A 21,721-nucleotide genomic window follows, 5' to 3' on the forward strand; every position below is an offset into this window, starting at 1 on the left:
TCAGTCCACGAAGCACTGAGCTATCTTGGCTTCATACTCCTCACGAAGATAATCGGGAATATCGTATTCATCCAGAGCCTCTGATACTGACCAGTGCTCATTAACCATTGATCTTAAGATGTTGCGGATAACACGGGAATCCAGAGCTTTGACAGTAGCTGTATTCGTCATAACAAACCCCTCCTCACTAAATAACAAAAATACATTTAACTACAATATATTGTATTATAAAATTTTTCATATACAAGTATTGACATTTCAGTAGTTCTGTAAACTGTTGATAAAAAGTATCATTTAAGGGAAAAAATTATGGAAATCACACTGATAGCGCTGATCTTGTCCATAGCAGGCCTTATTTCCGCCCTTTTCTTCGTGGGAGGAATAGTTTCCCTCGGGTCTTTGGTGTTTGATATCAGGCTTTTCCTTAAGGAGAAATCCATAAAGACGGTAAGACCCCTGGCCATATCGGTGGCTGGAGTGATACTTCCCATCATCATGTATATAAACACCTATGGCTTCCACCTGCCCGGAAATGACAGTGGTGTCTTTTTTGTGAAAGAGATCATTACTACAAATTACCGCCAGCTTGGGTTTATAAAGGACAGTACCGGGGATACGGAAACGGCTCAGGGCTATCTTCAGGGACAGCCGGGAAGTGATGACTCTTTTGCCGAAGGAGAGCAGGACGATGAGATGGTCTACGTCACCAATACGGGAGACGTTTCTGAGGATGAAAAGCCCGGACCTGATTATGTGAAAGTTGTGGTTGGAGACGGGATAGAAGAGAACTATGAGGAGAGCGATACGATCTTTGAAAGTCTTGACAGTATCGATCCCAAAGAGAAGCTCAAAGGCGGTGTTGTGAGCGTTGCTCCCTCCGATGACGACATGCCCTCCTATGGCGGAATGCCCTTGGGGATCTCTTTGATAGCACAGTATTTTCGAGAGGATGATCACAACTGTAATCCTGTGCTGGTCCTTAGGAATGAGACCGGGGAGACTTACAGGTTTGAGTGCAAGTTTACCGCCAGGGACGAAGAAGGCAATGAGATGTCCTACTTTGACAAGACGGTGGAAGTAGTGCAAAATGGAAGAGCTTTTGTTTTTGAGGGCAGATTTGACAAGAATGAGCTTGGGGGCGCGCTTCCTGACTCCTATGAGTTCCTGATAACCAAGAGGGAGCCCTACGAGGAGGATATGGCGGATGACGTTAAGGTCTACACAAGAGTCGTGGACAACTCAGCGATTCTTACCGCAGATAACTTAAGCGACAGGAAGGTCAAGGTGGACGCCTACGTTCTTTTCTTTGACGGAAAAGAGCTGGTGGACTGCATGTGGATGATCCCTCAAAATACAGATGAGGTCTGCTTAGAGCCTGGAACCATGGCATCCATCAGGGGAGATGCCTACTACAGGTTTGACAGGGTGGAGACCTTTTATACAGCATATGAAGCAATAGGGGAGTGAAAAGAGTATTATGTTGCAAAAGCTAAGCGAGAGCAGAAAATGGATATGGGTTTACCTTATATCTGCTTTTGTTATTTTCAGTGTGGGACTACTGGTTCTGGTGGCCCTGGAATCCAACAGACTCAGGCATTTTAAGACGGATCTGTTTGTGCTTTGCATTGAATCGGATGTCTGCGTAGCGGACGGACCTGACGGAAGAGTGAGGGTCAACGCTGATAACTGGAGAGCGCTTTATTCAGTTGTTGAGAAGATCCACGGAAACCTGTCTCCGGCTAAGAACAGCAATCCTGAGACTGTGAGATTTGAATTTGACTGCCACGGTGAGACCTGGGTGTTTACTGTTAATGAGATCAATAAGAACAAGATGATCCTTGAGCTTAAAGGACCTAGAAACTATGTGGTACATGTAGACAATAAAGGGGCTTTTGACAGCTTTCTGAAGGCTGCATCCATTGAGAGCTTCAATGCACCCAACAAGCCCATGCCATAAAGCAACAGAATGACGCGATGAGATGAATGATATTTTGTGGTTGAAATAGACGGCTTACTGAAGGATAATTAATTTAACATGTAAGGCACATTTTCGGAGGTGAGTATGGCACAGGAAAGAGAAGATCTGATCTATTCATTGGCTCGTTCCATGGGAATGGGAGAATCCCAGAAGGCAAAGAGTTCTTCCGGCAAGTATAATAACGAAACCGGGACTATTTATTCCAACGGACATATGATCTCAAAAGCAACCATTGAGCAGGCTAAGATCTATTTCACCACTCAGTACAGGAAAATGGCCGAGATAGATGATGAGAACACAAGGCAGATGGCAATGCTCTACGAGGTTGCCATGGAAGCCATCGGAATGATGCTTGAGGGAAGCGCTGGCAGCGCAGGAGGCGACGGAAGCGTAGGCTGAAATAACAGAAGGCGGCACCCAAAGAGCTGACCGTTAGCAGGTGCTATAAACAGGGTGTCTATATGAAGATAACAAAACCCATCGCAGGACTTGATCAGGCGATGGGTTCTTCTATGGCTTATTGATAATTGATTCTATGGCTTTTGGATATTTAATTCTATAGACTTTGCGGGAAGCGATGTTTCTTTTGCCCCGGCTATCAGAGCTTCTTTCTGAGCACGGGTCAGTCGCTTTAAGTGCCATTCCCGGCTCATGGCCTCTTCCTTGGTGTCATATTCCTCCTTGTAGACCATTTTCACGGGAAGCCTTGCTCTGGTGTATTTGGCGCCCTTGCCGGCGTTGTGAGTCTTTATTCTGTTCTCGGGGTCATTGGTGTAGCCGCAGTAGTAGGTTCCGTCGGCACATTCCAGTATATAGGCGTAGTGTTTCATAAATCGATTATAGCACAAAGGCCTGTGCTATAATTTAAACAGCAGGTTTAATACCCGTATTACATTAAGAAAGCAGGTAAAAATGAACGTTTTCGATATAATAGGTCCCGTTATGATAGGGCCTTCAAGCTCTCACACGGCAGGTGCGGTGCGCCTCGGGAGAGTGGTAAATAAGCTGGTTGATAACCGGGAGCTGGGCAGAGTTGAGATCACTTTATCCGGCTCTTTTGCCCAGACCTACAAGGGGCATGGCACAGACAGAGCGCTTCTTGCGGGGATCATGGGCTATAAGAGTTATTCTCCGGAGATCAGGGACGCTCTTGATATTGCGGACAAAAGAGGCATCGGCTACAGTTTTACCAAAGAGAATATAAAGGGAGCTCATCCAAACACCGCAAGGATCCACTATTTTCTGAAGGACGGCACAGACGGCGTGATGCAGGGTGCCAGTATCGGCGGCGGGAACATAATGGTAAACAGCATAAACGGTATGAAGGTTGAGTTTAACGGGGACAACAATACCATACTGGTGATGCATGAGGACAGGCCCGGAGTTATTGCCAGCGTCACCAACATGATGCACTGGGGGTATTCAGACCTGAACATCTCCAATTTCAGACTTTCCAGGCAGGAGAAAGGCGGGGATGCCATCATGACCATTGAGGTGGACAACCAGCCGCCGGAGAAGCTTGTAGACGATATTCGCGAGATTGAGCATGTTACCAATGCAATCCTTATCAGAAGGGTTTAACTATGATCAAATATGACAGCATAAGCCAGCTTGTTGAGAAAGCTGAGCACAGAAATATTAAGATAAGCGAGCTGGTCCTTGAGGATCAGGCCGCCGCAATGGAGATGACCACTCTGCAGCTGTATGAGAAGATGCAGCTTAATTTCGAGATAATGAGGCAGTCGGTGACAGAGGGCCTTAAGCCGGACCAGAAGTCAATGTCTGGCCTTACCGGCGGTGAAGGCTACAAAATGAGTGAGTATGCCTGCGGTGAGGGCGAGCCCCTCTGTGGCAGGCAGATGTCAAAGGCTATTGCAAGAGCCCTTGCTGTGGCGGGTTGTAATGCGGCCATGGGCAAGATAGTTGCTGCGCCTACAGCGGGAAGCTGCGGAATCCTTCCGGGCTGCCTTGTGACTTTATATGAAGACAGAGGATTTCAGGAAAAAGATATAGTGATGTCCATGTTCACATCGGGAGCCTTCGGCATGGTGATTGCCAATAAGGCAAGCCTTGCGGGGGCAGAGGGCGGATGTCAGGCGGAGTGCGGAAGTGCGGCTGCCATGGCTGCGGCTGCCCTTACGGAGCTTATGGGTGGTACACCATCGCAATGTGCCGATGCGTGCGCTATTGCCATTGCCAACCAGATGGGACTGGTCTGCGACCCGGTTGGAGGCCTGGTGGAAATACCCTGTATCAAGAGAAATGTCTCCGGGCTGATGATAGCTTTTTCTGCTGCAGATATGGCTCTTGCAGGTATCAGCTCAGAGATCCCGGCGGATGAGTGCATTGATGCCATGAGAGAAGTGGGGGATGCTCTGCCAAGGACTCTCAGGGAAACAGCTGCAGGAGGACTTGCTACAACACCTACAGGTAAGAAACTGCGAGATAAGGTCTTTAAGGGAGAAGACTGAGCTATATGCGCACTTTGACTTAACGGAAACTTTCACGCTTTAAAGAGTTTGTGCAAAAATGATACTTTTTGTATTATTATCTGCCAAAAAGTGTACAAGATTTTTGTTAATAAGTACAAAAAATAAAAATAGTATAAACTTAGCTATTGCATTTTGCACAAATAGGATTTATCATAAATTTATCGTAAGAACTGACCCATGGTCGTAATCGCAACAAGATGTGATCAACAAATTGGATAAGGTTTAAACGGTGGACAGAATGTTTAAGACATCATGCTGGTTATACAAAACTAAATTGAGAGCCTTGAGAAAAGAGTAAGGGTTAAATGAGGGGGAACCTCATTTTACTTTGTCTGCTCTTTTTTTATTTGGTCTTATAGATATGAAAAATCGTGATTTTATTAACAAAATAGAGATTAATCCCATCATTGCCGCTGTGAAAAATGACGAAGGTCTTGATACGGCGCTGACGGAAGATGTGGAAATAATATTTGTTCTTTATGGGGATATATGTTCAATCCCGAAGATAGTTAAGAAGATCAAGAAGGCAGGCAAGGTTGCCATGGTCCATGTGGATCTGATAACAGGCCTCAACAACTCCAAGGATGTTTGCCTTGACTTCATAAAGAACAACACCGAGGCGGACGGGATCATTACCACCAAGAGCAATCTTATCCCACATGCCAAGGAGCTTGAACTGAATACGGTACTCAGATATTTCATTCTTGACAGTCTGGCCCTTCAGAATATTGAGAAGCAGGCCAAGAGTCAGGGAGTGAAACCGGACATAATAGAGTTTCTGCCCGGTATAGTTCTTCCCAAGATGATCCGCAGGATCAACAAAGTCAGCAGAGTACCGATAATAGCCGGGGGGCTTATTGCTGACAGGGAAGACGTTATGAATGCTCTCGATGCGGGAGCACTGGCAATCTCTACCACCAATGAAGATGTCTGGGGATTGTGATTTTGAAATTAAAGCGAGAGGGCTTTAATAATATTATTTCTTTCACAAGGAAAAGGAGGGTTTTAGTAATGGCAAAATACGTTATGGCGCTCGATGCAGGTACAACCAGTAACAGATGTATCCTGTTTAACGAGAAGGGTGAAATGTGTTCTGTTGCTCAGAAAGAGTTCACACAGTATTATCCTCAGCCCGGCTGGGTAGAGCATGATGCTAATGAAATCTGGCAGACACAGCTTTCAGTTGCCCGTGAGGCTATGAACAAGATTGGGGCTACCTATCAGGACATCGCTGCAATCGGTATCACCAACCAGCGTGAGACCACAATCGTTTGGGAGAAGGCTACAGGAAAGCCTGTATATCACGCAATCGTTTGGCAGTGCCGCAGAACTGCAGACATGAAGCAGGAACTTATTGACAAGTATCCCGGAATTGACAACTCAGCTTACAACAAGACCGGTCTTGTATTCGATCCTTACTTCTCAGGAACAAAGCTTCGTTGGATCCTTAACAACGTAGAGGGTGTTCGTGAGAGAGCAGAAAAAGGCGAGCTTTGCTTCGGTACCGTTGATTCATGGCTTATCTTCAAGCTCACAAAGGGCAAAGTACACGCAACAGATTATTCAAATGCTTCCAGAACAATGATCTTCAACATCAACACAGTTGATTGGGATGAAGAGCTTTGCAAACAGCTCGAGATTCCTATGTGCATGCTTCCTAAGGCACTTCCTTCCAGCAGCACAGAGTTTGGCGAGTCCGATCCCGAGTTCTTCGGCGGCCCTATCAAGATCGCAGGCGTAGCAGGCGACCAGCAGGCAGCTTTGTTCGGACAGACATGTTTCGAGTCAGGTATGGCTAAGAACACATACGGAACAGGATGCTTCATGCTGATGAACATCGGCACAAAGCCTCAGTTCCCTAACAACGGACTTCTTACAACTATCGCATGGGGACTTGACGGAAAGGTTGAGTATGCTCTTGAGGGTTCAATCTTCGTAGCAGGCGCAGCTATCCAGTGGCTCCGTGATGAGGTTAAGCTCGTTGATACATCACCTGATTCCGAGTACTTCGCAACTCAGGTTCCTGATACAAACGGATGTTACGTAGTTCCTGCTTTCACAGGACTTGGTGCTCCTTATTGGGATCCTTACGCACGTGGAGCTATCGTAGGCCTTACACGTGGTGTTAACAAGAAACACATCATCCGTGCTACTCTTGAGTCTCTCGCACTTCAGACACACGATGTTCTGGGCGCTATGGAAGAGGGTTCAGGAATCAAGCTTGCAGCTCTTAAGGTTGACGGCGGCGCATGTAAGAACAACTTCCTTATGCAGTTCCAGTCAGATATCATTGATGCTCCCGTACATCGTCCTGTATGTGTTGAGACAACAGCTATGGGTGCTTCTTACCTGGCAGGTCTTGCAGTTGGCTTCTGGTCAAGCAAGGAAGACGTTATCAAGAACTGGGCTATCGACAGGGAGTTCAAGCCTGATATGAGCGCAGAGGATCGCGAAGCTAAGCTGAAAGGCTGGAAGAAGGCTGTTAACACAACTCTTGGATGGGCCAAGGATTGATACAACTAACTAAGTGAGGAATAAAATAACTATAAATTACTCAAAGGGGGTAAAAATTTTATGAGTGCTTACATTGGCGAGTTTATTGGAACACTGATTCTGGTACTTCTTGGTGACGGCGTTTGCTGTAACGTTAGTCTCGAGAAGTCAGGCTTCAAGGGAACCGGCGGGGTTCACATCCTTATCGGCTGGGGTATGGCAGTTATGGTTCCTGCATTCACCTTCGGTGCAATGTCAGGCGCACACTTCAACCCTGCAGTTACAATCGGTGTAGCTATCAGAGGCGGCATGGATTGGGCACTTGTTCCCGGCTACATCATCGCTCAGATGCTTGGCGGTTTCTGCGGCGCAGCTATTCTTATGGTTCTCTACGGAGATCATATCAAAGCTACAGCTAATGATGACGTTGTTCGTGGATGCTTCTGCACAGGCCCTTCAATCCCGAATCCTGTACTTAACTTCCTTTCAGAGTTCGTTGCAACATTCGTTCTTGTATTCACACTGGCAGCTATCCCTGGAAACGCTGGTGATTCAGCAGTTAGCTGGGTTCTCGTTTACGGCGTAATCGTTGCTTGCGGTGCTTCCTTCGGTGGACTTACAGGATACGCTATGAACGCAGCAAGAGATTCTGCTCCTCGTCTTGCATATCAGCTCCTTGCTCCTAACTTTGGCAAGAAGAACGCAAACTGGGGATATGGCTGGATTCCGCTTGTAGCTCCTATCTGTGGTGGTGTTGTAGCATCTCTGCTTTACATGGCTCTTCCTTTCTAAGAAGAAGCTAACAGAATAGGATTTGGTGCTTGCACAAAGTCCAAATTGTAAGTATTATAGAATTAACTTGATAATGAATGGAGGGCGAGAGCGAGCATATATCTGTGGGGAACACAGTTTGCTTTCTCTCGCCTTTTCTTCGGATTTATCGGAAAAAGGAGACTACTTATGTTGTACGATGTGATCGTGATCGGAGCCGGCGTTACCGGATCCGCAGTCGCAAGAGAGCTCTCACGCTATGAGACCAACGTTTGCGTACTGGAGAAATGCGAGGATGTCTGTGAAGGGACATCAAAAGCCAATTCCGCCATCGTTCATGCCGGATTTGACGCAGCTGAAGGCTCTCTTATGGCCAAGCTCAACGTCAGAGGCAATGAGATGATGGGTGATCTGGCAAAAGACCTGGATATTCCTTTTAAGAGAAACGGAGCCATGGTCGTATGTATCCACAAGGAAGCACTTGATGGACTTAAGGACCTCTATAACAGAGGTATTGCCAACGGAGTTAAGGAACTGAAGATTCTTAACAGAGAGGAAGCTCTTGAGATGGAGCCCAACCTTTCAGAGAACGTTGAGGGAGCACTTTGGGCTCCTACTAGCGGAATTATCTGTCCTTTCGAACTTAATATTGCCATGGCAGAAAACGCCAACATGAACGGTGTTGATTTCCGCTTCAATACAGAAGTTGAAGACATTAAAAAAGGCGAAGACGGCAACTGGCACCTTAGAACCAACAACGGTGAGTATGTAGCAAGATACGTTGTGAATGCTGCAGGTGTATATGCTGATACAATACATAATATGGTAAGTGCGGACAAGATCCACATTACACCTCGTAGAGGAGATTACTGCCTCCTTGATAAGACTGTCGGCGGACACGTTAAGCACACTATCTTCCCTCAGCCCACTAATCTTGGTAAGGGTGTTCTTGTATCACCCACAATCCACGGAAACCTTATTGTCGGACCTACAGCTGTTGACATTGAGAACAAGGAAGGCAACAATACAACAGCAGCAGGAATCGATGATCTTATTGCAAAGGCAGGAGATCATGTTCGTAACCTTCCTATCAGGAACGTTATTACTTCCTTTGCAGGACTTCGTGCTCACGAGTCACATCATGAGTTCATCATTAAGGAAGTTGATGATGCTCCTCATTTCATTGACTGCGCAGGCATTGAGTCTCCCGGTCTTACCAGCAGCCCCGCTATCGGCGAGATGGTTGGTAACATGATGAAGGATATGATGGGACTTAAAGAGAAGGCTAACTGGATCGCAACACGTAAGGGTGTTAAGAAGACCGATGGCCTTTCAGTAGAAGAGAGAAATGCCCTCATCAAAGAGAATCCCGCTTACGGAACCATCATCTGCAGATGTGAGTCCATCACAGAGGGAGAGATCCTTGATGCTATCCACAGACCTCTTGGCGCAAGATCCCTTGACGGTGTTAAGAGAAGGACAAGAGCCGGCATGGGCAGATGCCAGGCCGGATTCTGCTCACCCAGAACAATGGAGATCCTTCACCGCGAGCTTGGTATTCCTTATGAGAAGATCACAAAGAGCGGCGGAAATTCTAACATTGTCCTTGAGAGAACAAAAGGGGAGGTAAGCGGCTCATGAAGACATATGATATCGTAATTGTAGGCGGCGGCCCCGCTGGTCTTGCAGCAGCTGTAGCTGCAAAAGAGGCCGGAAATGACAGCATTCTTATTCTTGAGAGAGATCATGAGCTTGGCGGAATCCTTAACCAGTGTATCCACAACGGTTTCGGACTTCACACCTTCAAGGAAGAGCTCACAGGTCCCGAGTATGCTTATCGCTTTATTAAGCAGGTTCTTGATCTTGGTATTGAGTACAAGCTCAACACCATGGTTATGGATATCGCAGCTGACAAGACAGTAACAGCCATGAACAGAGAAGACGGCATGTTCCAGATTCCTGCAAAGGCAGTTATCCTTGCTATGGGCTGCAGAGAAAGGCCCAGAGGAGCCCTGAACATTCCCGGATATCGTCCCGCAGGTATCTTCTCAGCAGGTACAGCTCAGAGACTGGTAAATATCGAAGGCTATATGCCCGGTCGTGAGGTTGTTATCCTGGGATCCGGTGATATCGGACTTATCATGGCAAGAAGAATGACCCTTGAGGGAGCCAAGGTTAAGGTAGTAGCAGAGCTTCTTCCTTATTCCGGCGGACTTAAGAGAAACATCGTACAGTGTCTCGATGACTATGGCATTCCGCTTAAGCTCTCACACACTGTAGTAGATATCGAGGGCAAGGACCATGTATCAGCTGTTACCATTGCCGAGGTTGGACCCGACAGAAAGCCTATCCCCGGAACAGAAGAGAGATACACCTGCGATACACTTCTTCTTTCCTGCGGACTTATCCCTGAGAACGAGCTTTCAAGATCTGCAGGCGTTGCAATGAGCCCTGTCACATCAGGACCTGTTGTTAATGAGTCCCTGGAGACCAATATCCCCGGCGTATTTGCCTGCGGTAATGTTCTTCATGTTCATGACCTTGTTGACTATGTATCTGAAGAGGCTAAGAGAGCCGGACAGAATGCTGTTAAGTATATCAACGATGGCTGCAAGGATGCTGATAACTCAAATGTTATCGAGCTTGCTGCTACCGACGGAGCAAGATATACAGTACCCAGCACCATCAATAAGGATAGAATGGATGACCTTCTCACAGTAAGATTCAGAGTTGGTGATGTTTACAAGAACTCCTTCGTAAGTGTTTACTTCGATGATGAGAGAGTAATGCACAACGAGAAGAGAATCCTTGCACCCGGCGAGATGGAGCAGATCATTCTCCAGAAAAAGAAACTGGATGAATATCCGAATCTTAAGAAGATAACTGTTAAGATAGAAAAGGAGTGACAAGCTGATGGAAAATAGAGAATTAACATGTATCGGATGTCCCATGGGATGCCTTCTTACAGTTACTTTGGACAACGGAGAGGTTACTGAGGTAAAGGGTAATACCTGCGCCAAGGGTGACATCTATGCAAGAAAAGAAGTTGTAAATCCTACCAGGATCGTTACCAGCACCGTTAAGATTGTTGGCGGCGACAAGGAGAGAGTTTCCGTTAAGACAGCCAACGATATTCCCAAGAGCAAGATCTTTGAGGTTATGAAGGATATTGATGCTGCAGTAGTTAAGGCACCTGCAAAGATCGGTGATGTTCTTGTTGAGAATGTAGCCGGCACAGGTGTTAACGTAATAGCTACAAGAAACGTAGACGCAGTCTGAACGAAAAGGTTTAAGTTTTTTTGTAAAAGCTGTTGCATAATCTGAAATATGGTATTAGAATACAAGGTGTACTAGTTGTGTTAGTACACCTTGTATTTTTATGTAGAGCACTTAGTAATTGGAGGCATACATGAATCTAATCGATTATCAGGACAGCAGACCTATCTACGAACAGATTGTGGAGAATTTCAAAATGCAGATGTATAAGGGAATCCTGCAGGAGGGAGATCAGATGCCCTCTGTGAGAAGCCTTGCCGTGGAACTTTCCACAAATCCCAACACGGTTCAGAAAGCTTATTCAGAGCTTGAACGACAGGGGTTCATTTACACAGTCAAGGGCAGGGGAAACTTTGTAAAAGGCAACGAGCTTCTTGTAGAGGACAAGAAGAACGAGCTTATTGCCAGGATTGTGGAGCTTTTCAAGGAAGCCAATGAGATAGGCCTTTCAATCGATGAACTGGTAGAGGAGATCAGGAGTCACATCCAGCAGTTCTCCGGCTCGGGAAATGCTGGTGAAGACAGGAGGGGAGAAAAGGCATGATTGAATTACTGGATCTTGAAAAATCATTTGACGACATTAAAGCTGTCAATCGTGTTTCACTTAACATCCTTGACGGCGAGGTGTTCGGACTGGTTGGAACAAACGGGGCAGGTAAGAGCACTATCTTAAGGATCATCTCCGGAGTAATAAGACCGGATGCGGGTATTGTTCTTGTGGACAAAAGACCTGTATACGACAATCCCGATGTTAAGAAGGATATCTTTTATATATCCGATGAGCAGTATTTCCTTCCTAACAGCACCCCTTCGGAAATGGCCAATTTCTATGAGAATGTGTATGCGGGATTTGACAAGCTGAGATTCCATAAGATGTGCACGGGCTTCGGCCTTGACCCCAAGAGAAGGATAAGCACCTTTTCAAAGGGCATGAAGAAGCAGCTCTCGGTTCTTTTGGGAGTATGTGCTGGAACCAAATATCTTCTGTGCGATGAGACCTTTGACGGTCTTGATCCTGTTATGAGGCAGGCGGTAAAGAGTATCTTTGCAGCTGAGATGTCAGACAGGGGACTGACACCCGTTATTGCATCTCATAACTTAAGGGAACTTGAAGACATCTGCGATCACATCGGTCTTCTTCATCAGGGTGGAGTAATCCTCTCTGAAGATATTGAGGATATGAAGATCAGAATGCAGAAGGTACAGTGCGTATTTAACAGTAAGGAAGATGAAGAAAAGGCTCTTGAGGGTCTTGATGTTCTTGTTCATGAGACAAGAGGAAGGCTTCACACCATCACCATGAGGGGCGAGAGAGAAGAAATCGAAGCGGCATTTAAGCGCGGAAATCCTTTATTCTTCGAAATCCTTGCACTTTCTCTTGAAGAGATCTTTATCAGTGAAACGGAGGTGGTTGGGTATGACATCCGCAAATTTGTCCTTGGGTGATAAACTTAAAAATCACAGAACTTATATAAATAGAACCCTCTGGACCTATCTGATCGCATTTCCCGTACTTGCGGCATATATGATCCTGGGAGTTATCATGATGGTCTCAAGATCCATCAATTATGCTGCGGTTTATAACCAGAGTGCAGAGGTTCTCAAAATTGAGAAACTAAAGGCAGTTACAAGGGTCCTTGGCATGGAGCAGCTTGGATGGGCCATTGTCATCGCAATAGCTGCTATGTTTGCGATCCAGAGTTTCTCTTATGTATTTAGCCAGAGTCAGATGGATTTCTATTATAGCCAGCCCACCACCAGGAGAGGCAGAATATACAGAAACTATCGAAACTCCATGAGCACCTTCATGTTCATGTACGTAGGGCTTGAGATCATCACCCTTATAATAGCTGCAGCCATGGGCGCAGTTAACGGCTATTCACTTTTGATGATACTTATTGAGACTGTCAGGGTTTTTGTTCTCTTCTTTACCTTTTATAACATTACTTTCCTGGCTGTTGTGTTGAGCGGATCACTTCCCATAGCAATAATACTTACGGGATGCTTCACCTTTGTATCCATGGTGGTTTCAAAGTTTATTGATTTCTTTAAGGAAATCTTTTATGCCACCTACAGCAACCTGGCAGTCGGCAATATTCACCTGTCACCACTTTCAGACAGAGTGCATTCCAATGCTATTTTGTATCAGTACATTAACAATAACAGTGATTATTTTGGAATGGATCACATTAAGAATCTTTTGAGTATCACGGTTCCGGATGACATTGATGTGCTGATCACAGGTATCATAGCCCTTGTTTTTGCCGTTATATTCGCAAGAATGCGTAAGACTGAGTGGGCAGGCAAGAGTATTGCACTAAGGCCTTTCAGATGGATCGTAAAGATTGTTGTATGCTTCATAGCAGGTCTTGGAAGCGGACTTATTGTATTCCTGATCTACAACACAGTATGGAATCAGAGACTGTTTACAATGATGTGCATTATCATGCTTCTGGCCACGTTTGTAACGGGATGTATCGTAGAGGTTATACTTGAGGGCAATATCAGAAGGTTCTTCAAGGGAATTGCTCAGACGGTAATGGCCATGGCTTTTGTACTTCTGACCTTCGTTATTATGCGGGGAGACCTTCTTGGATATGACAGCTTCGTACCTGCAAAGGATAAGATAAAGAGCTGTGCAATAGTAGACGGAATATATGACTATAACTTTTATTCCTACTATATGAACAATAACGATATGTCAGATACCGACATGGAGATCACGGATATCGACAATTTCCTCACCGTTGCAAGAGCAGGTATGGCCACCAGAAAAGCCGAGTCAAGGCTTGAGGGTGAGGACAGGTATGACAGCCTGGGTTACAATCTGACAATTTTGTATCGCTTAAACAGCGGCAGGGAAGTTTACAGATACATCACGGTTCCTTACAATGAAGTGGATGATGCGCTTTCAAAGATCATTGACAGTAAAGAGTATAAGACCGGACATTTCCCTGTATTTAATGATGATAACTTAAGAGAAGCGGACGGCACCGGAAGCTCTCATGAACTTAGATTTTCCGCATTGGGAGAGAGCAAGGACACCAGAAACTTTGACTATTCTGAATTCAGCGATGCCCTTAGGAAAGATATATTGGAGCACTACAGCTTTGAATATGCCAAGAACAACTTCGCTATAGGCTCTATAGAATATCACAATGACGGAAACAGATATGTTGGTCTGGATATCAATATTTACGATAATTATACCTACACCCTGGATCTTTTGAAGAAGTATGATATCTATATTGATTACAAGCTGGCTCCGGATGATATCAAGGAGGTAAGGATCACGAATTATTATCCCGGTCACGATCTTGAGACAGAATCCATAAATGATATTGACGGTGATATAAGAAGCAGCGAAAAAATCTATAATGATGCTGAATCAATTGCCAAAATCCTTGAATCAAGCGTATGCGGCGATTATTATAATCAGTGGCAGGACTATGATGAGCTCTATAACGGCCAGTACAATATAGAGATAGTCAGAAATACCGAAAACAGAAATTCATCACCGGTTTATTACACATTCTATAAGGGAAAGGTTCCTGATTTTGTTAAAGAGGATACAAATTAAAAAAATAAAAAATCTTTCGGCGAACCAGAGGAAGAGCCTTCTGACCTGGCTCTTCCTGGCACCGTCCCTTCTGGGTGTGCTCCTGTTTTACGTGGCTCCGTTTTTTGTGGTTATTTATTATTCACTGATCAACAACCCGATCCAGAAAAGATTTGTTGGATTTACCAACTTCATTAATGTATGGAACAATGAAGCATTCAAAATGGCGGGACGCAACTCACTCATATTCTCGTTCATAGCCGTCCCGCTTGCGGTGCTTCTTTCGTTGTTTCTGGCTGCGGTAATGGAATCAAGGATTCCCGGAAAGAGCTATTTTCGTACCTTTTTCCTAAGTCCCCTTATGGTTCCCACGGCATCCATCGTTCTTATCTGGCAGGTGCTTTTCCACTACAACGGCCTTGTGAACAATGTTCTTATGAAGTTTGGATTTATCAAGACCGACTGGCTTAAATCCGATTACGCGCCGGTGGTTATAGTAATACTGTTCCTTTGGAAGAACCTTGGCTACAACATGATCCTTTTCATGGCGGCCCTTTCCAGTATTCCTAAGGACCTGATGGAAGTGGCGGCCCTTGAGCATGCCAACAAATTCCAGGTTTTCTGGTATGTAAAACTAAGATATATGTCATCAACGGTGCTGTTTGTGACCATTATGTCCGTCATCAATTCCTTCAAGGTATTCAGGGAGGTATATCTGATGACCGGTGACTATCCCTATGACAGCCTGTATATACTGCAGCATTTCATGAACAATACCTTTGCTTCTTTGGATTATCAGAAGCTTTCTGCTGCAGCTATTATCATGTTTATTGTGGTAACCTTCCTTGTTCTTATTATGTTCAGGGTTGAGAATTTCTATGGAAAAGATGTAGAGGGGTGAGTATGGACATGAGATTAGGAGACGACATACTCCTCCGAAGAAAAAAGAAAAAGAAAATAATAAGCGATACGAAAACTGCTCTGGTAACAGCGGCAGCGGTAGTATTTGCGGTACTGTTCCTGGCTCCCATAATACTTACCTTCACAAATTCCTTTATGTCGGCCTCGGAGATCTCCGCCAATTACGGCAGCATCTTCGAAAAGACTGACAAGGGAGCCAAGGTTTTTATATCAAAGACCGTAAACCTTAAGTTCATTCCGGACATGGTGAGCTTTACCCAGTACTACACGGTGCTTTTAAAGAGCCCGGAATACCTGCTTAAATTCTGGAATTCAGTGGTGTACGTGGTTCCGATAGTAGTGGTCCAGCTGGCCATAGCAGTGCTTGCAGCCTACGGCTTTTCCAGGTACGACGGAAAATTAAAAAGAGCTATCTTTTTTGCATATATCATCATAATGCTGATGCCTTATCAGGTAACGCTGGTTCCGAATTTCCTTGTTTCAAGGGCGATAGGCACCTACGATACTGTATGGGCCATTCTGCTTCCCGGATTCTTTTCGCCTTTTGCGGTATATCTTTTGACCAAATTCATGAAGAGAATTCCGACAGAGGTTGTGGAGGCGGCTTCCATAGACGGAGCCAACGAATGGATGATCTTCTCAAGGATCAACATGCCTCTTGTAAAGGGCGGAATAGCGTCCATTGCGATCCTGATATTTTTTGATTACTGGAACATGGTAGAGCAGCCTCTGATTCTTTTGTCGGATTCAGACATGCATCCGCTTTCGGTGTTCCTTTCCAGGATAAACACAGGGGAGATAAGCCTGGCATTTGCAGTAGCTGTAATATATCTGATCCCGCCGCTTCTTATATTCCTGTACGGCGAGGATTATCTGGTTGAGGGAATCTCATACCAGGGAGGAATTAAAGGTTAATTAAGGGAGAGAGAAACATGTCGGAATTAATGGTTAACGATGAGAACACACAGGTTTTGGAAAAAGAGCCTTCGGGGGGAGATAAGAAACCAGCAAACAGGAAAGATATGGTCAAGAACGTGGCCATAGGCTTTTTGTCTGTGATGCTTGTACTTACTTTCTTTTCCAATACCATCATGAATTATTCGCTGCCTCAGGTGGCAACCCAGCAGATCATGGGAGGCTCCATCAGCCCTCAGATAAGGGGAACCGGAACCATAGAGGCGGATGATCCCTATAACGTATCCGTAAACGAGACCAGGAAGATCTCGGCGGTTGCCGTTAAGGAAGGAGCCCATGTTGAGATCGGGGACGTCATCTATTATCTCGAGGACAGGGAATCCAGTGAGCTTGCAGATGCAAGAGAGAAGCTTGATACCATGGAGCTTGCTTATGAGCAGTCTCTTTTCTCAGGTAATGTTCCCAATAACGTTATCTCAAATGTAAGGGCAGGCCGCAATACCTCTTATGACACCTATCAGGCAGAACTTGCGGATGCCACCAGCAGATACGACAACGCTCTTAACGAGGACAATGCTGTACAGGCCGAGATTGATTATCTTACAGGTAAAAAGAGCTACGACACAGCAGGGATCGGATATGATGCCTTAACTCCCGATTATCGTCTGGCCCTTGGCAATCTTACGGAGGAAGAGAAAGCAGAACTGGAAAAAGACAAGTCTCAGCTTGGAACTTACGGATCACAGCAGGGACTTTCCTATGACCAGAAACTTTCACTTTTGCAGCAGGAGAAGGCCAAGACAGCGGCAGCGTTAAAGGATGCGGAGACCGCTAAAGAGAAGCTTTTGACCAGCATCAACACAGAGATTGCCCTCTGCCAGCAAAGAGACAATATTGCTAAGCAGAGAGAGAAGATTGCCAAACTTGAAGCAGAGTCCGTAGGAGCATCCGTTAAGGCCCCCGTTGCCGGTGTTATTTCAAGCCTTTCCAAGGTTGCCGGAGAGTCCACCAATGCAGATGAGACCCTTGCGGTAATACAGGTTGACGGCAAGGATATGGCCGTCAGCTTTTCCGTTACAAACGCCCAGGCACATAAACTTAAGGTGGGCGACCATGCAAAGCCTCAGAACGAGTGGATGTACAGCGAGAATTTCAAGGCAACCCTTACTTCAATAAAGAACGACAAGCAGGATCCTTCCAATAAGAAACTTCTTACCTTTAAGATAGAGAGCACTGAAGTGGCTCCCGGACAGAGCATTAACCTTGTTATCGGCGAAAGAAGCGTAGACTACGACCTTGTTGTACCCAACAGCGCCATAAAGACAGACAGTAACGGCAAATTTATCCTGGTTGTAACCAGCAAATCCAGCCCATTGGGCAACAGATACATGGTATCAAGAGTTGATGTTACGGTGACAGCACAGGATGACAACTATTCGGCAATTTCCGCAGCCGTTAACGGTGACGAATACGTGGTTACCACATCCACGGCAATGATAAAGGCAGGAGATCAGGTAAGGCTGGCTAATCAGTAATGAAGATAAGTTTTGAACCCAACAAAGAATTGAAAAAATATAAAAAACAGTTCATTATGGCCGGGATCTGCGTGGTGCTTCTTATCATAGCGCTGATACTCAGACTGATATCTCTGTCCATTGTGAGTAAGCTCCCGGATGAGCTTATGGCGGACAGATGGTCCAATGAGCGGCGTATGGCTCAGGTTAGCCTTTATGTTACGGAAGACAGGGCTGTTGATGAGAACGAGATGAAGCGTTTCGAATATATGCTTAAAAAGAAGCTCACTGACGAAGGCGTTTCCGATGATGACGATGATATAAGTAATCTTTATACCATGTGCTACAGCGCACAGGGAACGGTGAATCTAAGCTTTGAAAAAAGAACTGCCGAGAATGTTGCCGCAATAGGTGTGGGAGGAGAGTTCTTTCTTTTCCATCCCTTTACACTGGTTTCGGGATCCTATTTCTTTGCGGATGACATTATGAAGGATCATATAGTAATAGATGAGGACATGGCCTGGCAGCTGTTCGGATCATCGGATATCATCGGTCAGAGCGTTACCATAGGTGGAGTTCCCCATTATATTTCGGGGGTCATAAAGCGTGATGACGGCAGGATGCAGAAGGCTGCAGGCCTGGATAAGAGCTATGTGTATCTGTCCTATGACAGCCTTTCCAAATACGGAACGATCTTAAGCGGAAAGACCTCTGATGGCCCGGGCTCTGAAGACGGAACTGTCCAGGAAGCCGGCGGCATAAACTGTATACAGGTGGTTTGCCCAAACCCCGTAGACGGCTCTGCTGCACTTATATGCAGAGAGTGTCTTGGACTTGAAGATAACAGCGTGTCCGTTATTGATAATACAGACAGATTTTCCTTCAGGGCGCTATTAAAGGTGCTGAGGCAGACAGGTACCAGAAGCATGTGGGGAAAAGCCATATACTACCCCTACTGGGAAAATATTGCCAGAGGCTTCGAGGATTCAATGGCAGCTCTTTTGCTGGGAAGAATGATCTGTATCATAGCGGTGGTGCTGATTGTTGCAGTTAATATAGTAAACGCCTACAGAAACAAGAAATGGACAGTCAGAGGCGTGGCAAGATATATAGCAGATAAAAAGTATGACTTCGAAGCTGAAAAACATAAAAAGAAGCTTGATGAAGGAGAGGAGACATTATGAGGAAAAGGAATGGAATTTTAAAGAAAGGAATTGCGATTGTACTTGAGAGCGTTCTTATCGCCGGAACCATTGCAGGCTGCGGTAAGAACAAGACCGAGGACAACAGCCTTATAAACCAGGCTGCTTTGGCTTCAAAGGACTATGTATTTAAGGCAGAGAGGATAGACAGTCTTCCCGAGGGTGATTACAACTCCCTTAAAGTGGTAGGTGACAGGGTTTATACAGCGACCTACGGTAACAACGGATTTTTTGATGTCTACTCTTTCAATCTCGATGGAAGCGATGTACAGTCCCTAAGATTTTCCCAGAAGGATAATGAGACCTATGGCAGCTGGTCTTATGACACTGAAGGCAATATGTACTGCATTCATTATGTTTATGACTGGAGCGACATGGAGGATGGAGATGTGATCCTCTATGAAACCGAGGACGGAGAAACGGCTTCAATCACCGAGACTGAAGCACCGGCAACTGAGGATGCTTCTTCCGAGGAGGCTCCCTCTGAGGATGTTACTGAGGCAGAGACAGAAGATGCAGATTCCAAGAAGGTTGTAGATACCGATCCTGAAGCTCCCTCTGAAGGCGAAGAACCTGAGGGTGATTTTGCCGAGACTGACGGGGACAAGAGATACTTAAAGAAGTTTGACAAGACAGGTAAAGAGGTATTCAGCATTGACCTTGCCGAATACAGCTCTCCCGATGAGGACGATTACTACGTATACAGCATGCTTTATACCAAGGACTACGGTATTCTTATTTCTTCCACCCACGGTATTGAAACCCTTGATGAGAACAGCCTTACAATACAAACACTGGTCGACACTACAGATAACTCCAGTGAGTTCTATGACAGAAACATAAATATCTACGAGGGCTCAGGTGGCAAATACTTTGTTTCTTCATGGGGAGATAAGGGGATCGAATTCAGAAGCTTTGATCCCGCCACCAAGAAGTTCGGAGAGATCTCAAATGCCTTCAAGAGCTACAACGAATACTCCTTCTTCCCCGGAGAAGGCTATGATATCTACGTTTCCCAGAATGACGGCTTCTACGGATATGATGCTGCATCAGACACAGAGGTTAAGCTTCTTGATTACATGGATTCAGACCTTGGAATCAGCTTCTCAACAAGCAGCGCTGTGGCCATCAGCCCAGAGGAATTTATAGCCAATATCCCGGATGAAGAATATAATTACACCCTTTACAGACTCACCAAGATTCCCGCAGATCAGGTTAAGGACAAAAAAGTCATCACCATTGCCGGAAGTTATATCAACTACGACGTAAGAAGAAAAGCAAGCACCTTTAACCAGGAAAACGATGAGTACAGGATCAAGCTTATCGACTATTCATCCCTTGATTCCGACGAAGATTGGAATGCCGGCAAAACCCAGATGAACCTTGATATCGTATCGGGAAATACTCCTGATATCATGATCTTTGATTCTCAGGATTCACTTAACTCCTATATTAACAAGGGGCTGTTTGCGGATCTTAATCCCTTCATCCAGAATGATCCTGTTCTTAAAGATGAGAAGTTTGTTGACAATGTTATTTCGGCATTTACAGTAGATGGCAAGCTTTACCAGCTTCCAGAGTCATTCTATATCGAAAGCGTTGCCACAAAGACCAAGTATCTTGAGGGAAAAGATAACCTTACAATAAAGGATTGCACCGATATTATCGAAAGAGCCGGTGTTGACTACGCAATGTCCTTCGGACTTGCACAGAAGGAACTGATGCTCACCAATGGCCTTGCTTCTGCAGGCAGGAACTATATTGACTGGGAAAAGAAATCCTGTAACTTTGACAGTGACGAATTCATCGAGTTTCTGGAATTCGTAAACAAGTTCCCGGATGAGATCAAAGATAGTCTTTGGGATTCCTACAAGCAGACCTGCTACAGAGACGGCACAGCTGTTTTCTCATACGCTTATATTTACAGCTTCAGATCCTATAAGAGACTTGAGGCCGGTGAATTCGGCGAGCCTATTACCATGGTGGGTTATCCCAACAATCTTGGGGTTAATTGCTCCATGATCTGCGCCAACGACAGATTTACCATCAGCTCCCAGTCAAAGAATGCTGAGGGAGCATGGCAGTTTGTAAGACAGTTCTTCCTTCCTGAAGCTCAGGACAAGATTGAAAATAATTTCCCTATCCTTCAGAGCAGCTTTGACAAGATGGGAGAGAAGTCACTGGAGAGAGAGTACTACCTTGATGAGAACGGCAAAAAGCAGTACCAGGATGACACATATTACCTTGGTGATACCGAGATAGTAATTGACCCTCTTACAAAGGACGAGCTTGAGAAGGTAAAGAACTTCATCTACAGCGTGGAAAATGTAGCAGACTATAACACCAGTGTTTACAACATAATTAACGAAGAGGTATCCGCATACTTCAGCGGTCAGAAGACGGCAAAAGAGGTAGCTCAGATCATCCAGAGCAGAGTATCCATCTACGTTAACGAGAACAGCTGATGAAATAAGTTATTACACAAAACTAAAATAAGAGCATGAACCCTCTTTATCGGCCTTGCCGGTAGGGAGGGTTTTGTTTCTGTTAACATTGGTTAAAATGTTAACCTAAAAATCGTGGATTTTGTGCAATTGACA

21 protein-coding genes are annotated in these 21,721 nt (G+C 45.3%); 19 read left to right on the forward strand and 2 right to left on the reverse strand.

The window, feature by feature from the left end; genetic code table 11:
• Positions 1–171 carry a hypothetical protein gene (locus T456_RS22260; RefSeq protein ID WP_155837998.1) on the reverse strand — a complete coding sequence of 57 codons (171 nt, stop codon included), beginning with the start codon at positions 169–171 and terminating at the stop codon, positions 1–3.
• 138 nt (positions 172–309) lie between these two features.
• Here T456_RS22260 and T456_RS0101585 point away from each other — a divergent pair, with 138 nt between their 5' ends.
• The 3 genes from T456_RS0101585 (at position 310) to T456_RS0101595 (ending at position 2,377) form a co-directional block, all read left to right on the forward strand.
• A complete protein-coding gene (locus T456_RS0101585) occupies positions 310–1,467 on the forward strand; it encodes a hypothetical protein (RefSeq protein ID WP_024864601.1) in 1,158 nt (385 codons plus the stop codon).
• A gap of 10 nt (positions 1,468–1,477) precedes the next feature.
• On the forward strand, positions 1,478–1,957 hold the full coding sequence (locus T456_RS0101590) for a hypothetical protein (RefSeq protein WP_024864602.1): 480 nt from the start codon (positions 1,478–1,480) through the stop codon (positions 1,955–1,957).
• A gap of 105 nt (positions 1,958–2,062) precedes the next feature.
• Positions 2,063–2,377: a hypothetical protein gene (locus T456_RS0101595; protein WP_024864603.1), complete on the forward strand. Its 315-nt coding sequence runs from the start codon at positions 2,063–2,065 to the stop codon at positions 2,375–2,377.
• A 134-nt stretch (positions 2,378–2,511) separates the two neighbouring features.
• Here T456_RS0101595 and T456_RS0101600 read toward each other — a convergent pair whose 3' ends face one another.
• Entirely contained in the window at positions 2,512–2,808 is a 297-nt protein-coding gene (locus T456_RS0101600) for a GIY-YIG nuclease family protein (protein WP_024864604.1), read from the reverse strand.
• An 82-nt stretch (positions 2,809–2,890) separates the two neighbouring features.
• On the opposite strand from T456_RS0101600, the gene sdaAB reads away from it, so the two are divergent.
• The 16 genes from sdaAB to T456_RS0101680 all read left to right on the forward strand — a co-directional run bounded on the left by sdaAB (position 2,891) and on the right by T456_RS0101680 (position 21,586).
• A complete protein-coding gene (sdaAB, locus tag T456_RS0101605; RefSeq protein ID WP_024864605.1) occupies positions 2,891–3,559 on the forward strand; it encodes an L-serine ammonia-lyase, iron-sulfur-dependent subunit beta in 669 nt (222 codons plus the stop codon).
• A 2-nt stretch (positions 3,560–3,561) separates the two neighbouring features.
• On the forward strand, positions 3,562–4,449 hold the full coding sequence (gene sdaAA, locus T456_RS0101610; protein ID WP_024864606.1) for an L-serine ammonia-lyase, iron-sulfur-dependent, subunit alpha: 888 nt from the start codon (positions 3,562–3,564) through the stop codon (positions 4,447–4,449).
• A 382-nt stretch (positions 4,450–4,831) separates the two neighbouring features.
• Positions 4,832–5,413, forward strand: a complete 582-nt coding sequence (locus tag T456_RS0101615) for a glycerol-3-phosphate responsive antiterminator (protein ID WP_024864607.1) — start codon at positions 4,832–4,834, stop codon at positions 5,411–5,413.
• Positions 5,414–5,481: 68 nt separating this feature from the next.
• The gene (gene glpK / locus T456_RS0101620; RefSeq protein WP_024864608.1) at positions 5,482–6,984 is read left to right on the forward strand and encodes a glycerol kinase GlpK; all 1,503 of its coding nucleotides are present in this window, start codon (positions 5,482–5,484) and stop codon (positions 6,982–6,984) included.
• 60 nt (positions 6,985–7,044) lie between these two features.
• Positions 7,045–7,755, forward strand: a complete 711-nt coding sequence (locus T456_RS0101625) for an MIP/aquaporin family protein (protein ID WP_024864609.1) — start codon at positions 7,045–7,047, stop codon at positions 7,753–7,755.
• A gap of 171 nt (positions 7,756–7,926) precedes the next feature.
• On the forward strand, positions 7,927–9,375 hold the full coding sequence (locus T456_RS0101630; protein WP_024864610.1) for an NAD(P)/FAD-dependent oxidoreductase: 1,449 nt from the start codon (positions 7,927–7,929) through the stop codon (positions 9,373–9,375).
• Positions 9,372–10,640: an NAD(P)/FAD-dependent oxidoreductase gene (locus tag T456_RS0101635; protein ID WP_024864611.1), complete on the forward strand. Its 1,269-nt coding sequence runs from the start codon at positions 9,372–9,374 to the stop codon at positions 10,638–10,640. The genes T456_RS0101630 and T456_RS0101635 overlap by 4 nt, the downstream gene beginning before the upstream one ends.
• 7 nt (positions 10,641–10,647) lie before the next feature.
• Positions 10,648–11,013: a DUF1667 domain-containing protein gene (locus T456_RS0101640; protein ID WP_024864612.1), complete on the forward strand. Its 366-nt coding sequence runs from the start codon at positions 10,648–10,650 to the stop codon at positions 11,011–11,013.
• Positions 11,014–11,143: 130 nt separating this feature from the next.
• Positions 11,144–11,554, forward strand: a complete 411-nt coding sequence (locus tag T456_RS0101645) for a GntR family transcriptional regulator (RefSeq protein WP_024864613.1) — start codon at positions 11,144–11,146, stop codon at positions 11,552–11,554.
• Complete coding sequence (locus T456_RS0101650; protein WP_024864614.1) at positions 11,551–12,456, forward strand: ABC transporter ATP-binding protein; 906 nt, start codon at positions 11,551–11,553, stop codon at positions 12,454–12,456. Before T456_RS0101645 ends, T456_RS0101650 begins: the two co-directional genes overlap by 4 nt.
• Positions 12,428–14,590, forward strand: coding sequence for a DUF6449 domain-containing protein (locus T456_RS0101655; protein ID WP_024864615.1), 2,163 nt, complete (start codon positions 12,428–12,430; stop codon positions 14,588–14,590). Before T456_RS0101650 ends, T456_RS0101655 begins: the two co-directional genes overlap by 29 nt.
• Positions 14,568–15,470 carry a carbohydrate ABC transporter permease gene (locus T456_RS0101660; protein WP_242835836.1) on the forward strand — a complete coding sequence of 301 codons (903 nt, stop codon included), beginning with the start codon at positions 14,568–14,570 and terminating at the stop codon, positions 15,468–15,470. Before T456_RS0101655 ends, T456_RS0101660 begins: the two co-directional genes overlap by 23 nt.
• A 2-nt stretch (positions 15,471–15,472) precedes the next feature.
• Entirely contained in the window at positions 15,473–16,405 is a 933-nt protein-coding gene (locus T456_RS0101665; RefSeq protein WP_024864617.1) for a carbohydrate ABC transporter permease, read from the forward strand.
• A gap of 17 nt (positions 16,406–16,422) precedes the next feature.
• Complete coding sequence (locus T456_RS0101670; RefSeq protein WP_024864618.1) at positions 16,423–17,940, forward strand: efflux RND transporter periplasmic adaptor subunit; 1,518 nt, start codon at positions 16,423–16,425, stop codon at positions 17,938–17,940.
• Positions 17,940–19,103, forward strand: coding sequence for an ABC transporter permease (locus T456_RS0101675; protein WP_024864619.1), 1,164 nt, complete (start codon positions 17,940–17,942; stop codon positions 19,101–19,103). The genes T456_RS0101670 and T456_RS0101675 overlap by 1 nt, the downstream gene beginning before the upstream one ends.
• Entirely contained in the window at positions 19,100–21,586 is a 2,487-nt protein-coding gene (locus tag T456_RS0101680) for an ABC transporter substrate-binding protein (RefSeq protein ID WP_024864620.1), read from the forward strand. The genes T456_RS0101675 and T456_RS0101680 overlap by 4 nt, the downstream gene beginning before the upstream one ends.
• Positions 21,587–21,721: the final 135 nt, after the last annotated feature.

The organism is Butyrivibrio sp. FCS014, from assembly GCF_000526935.1.
Taxonomy (GTDB): domain Bacteria; phylum Bacillota; class Clostridia; order Lachnospirales; family Lachnospiraceae; genus Butyrivibrio.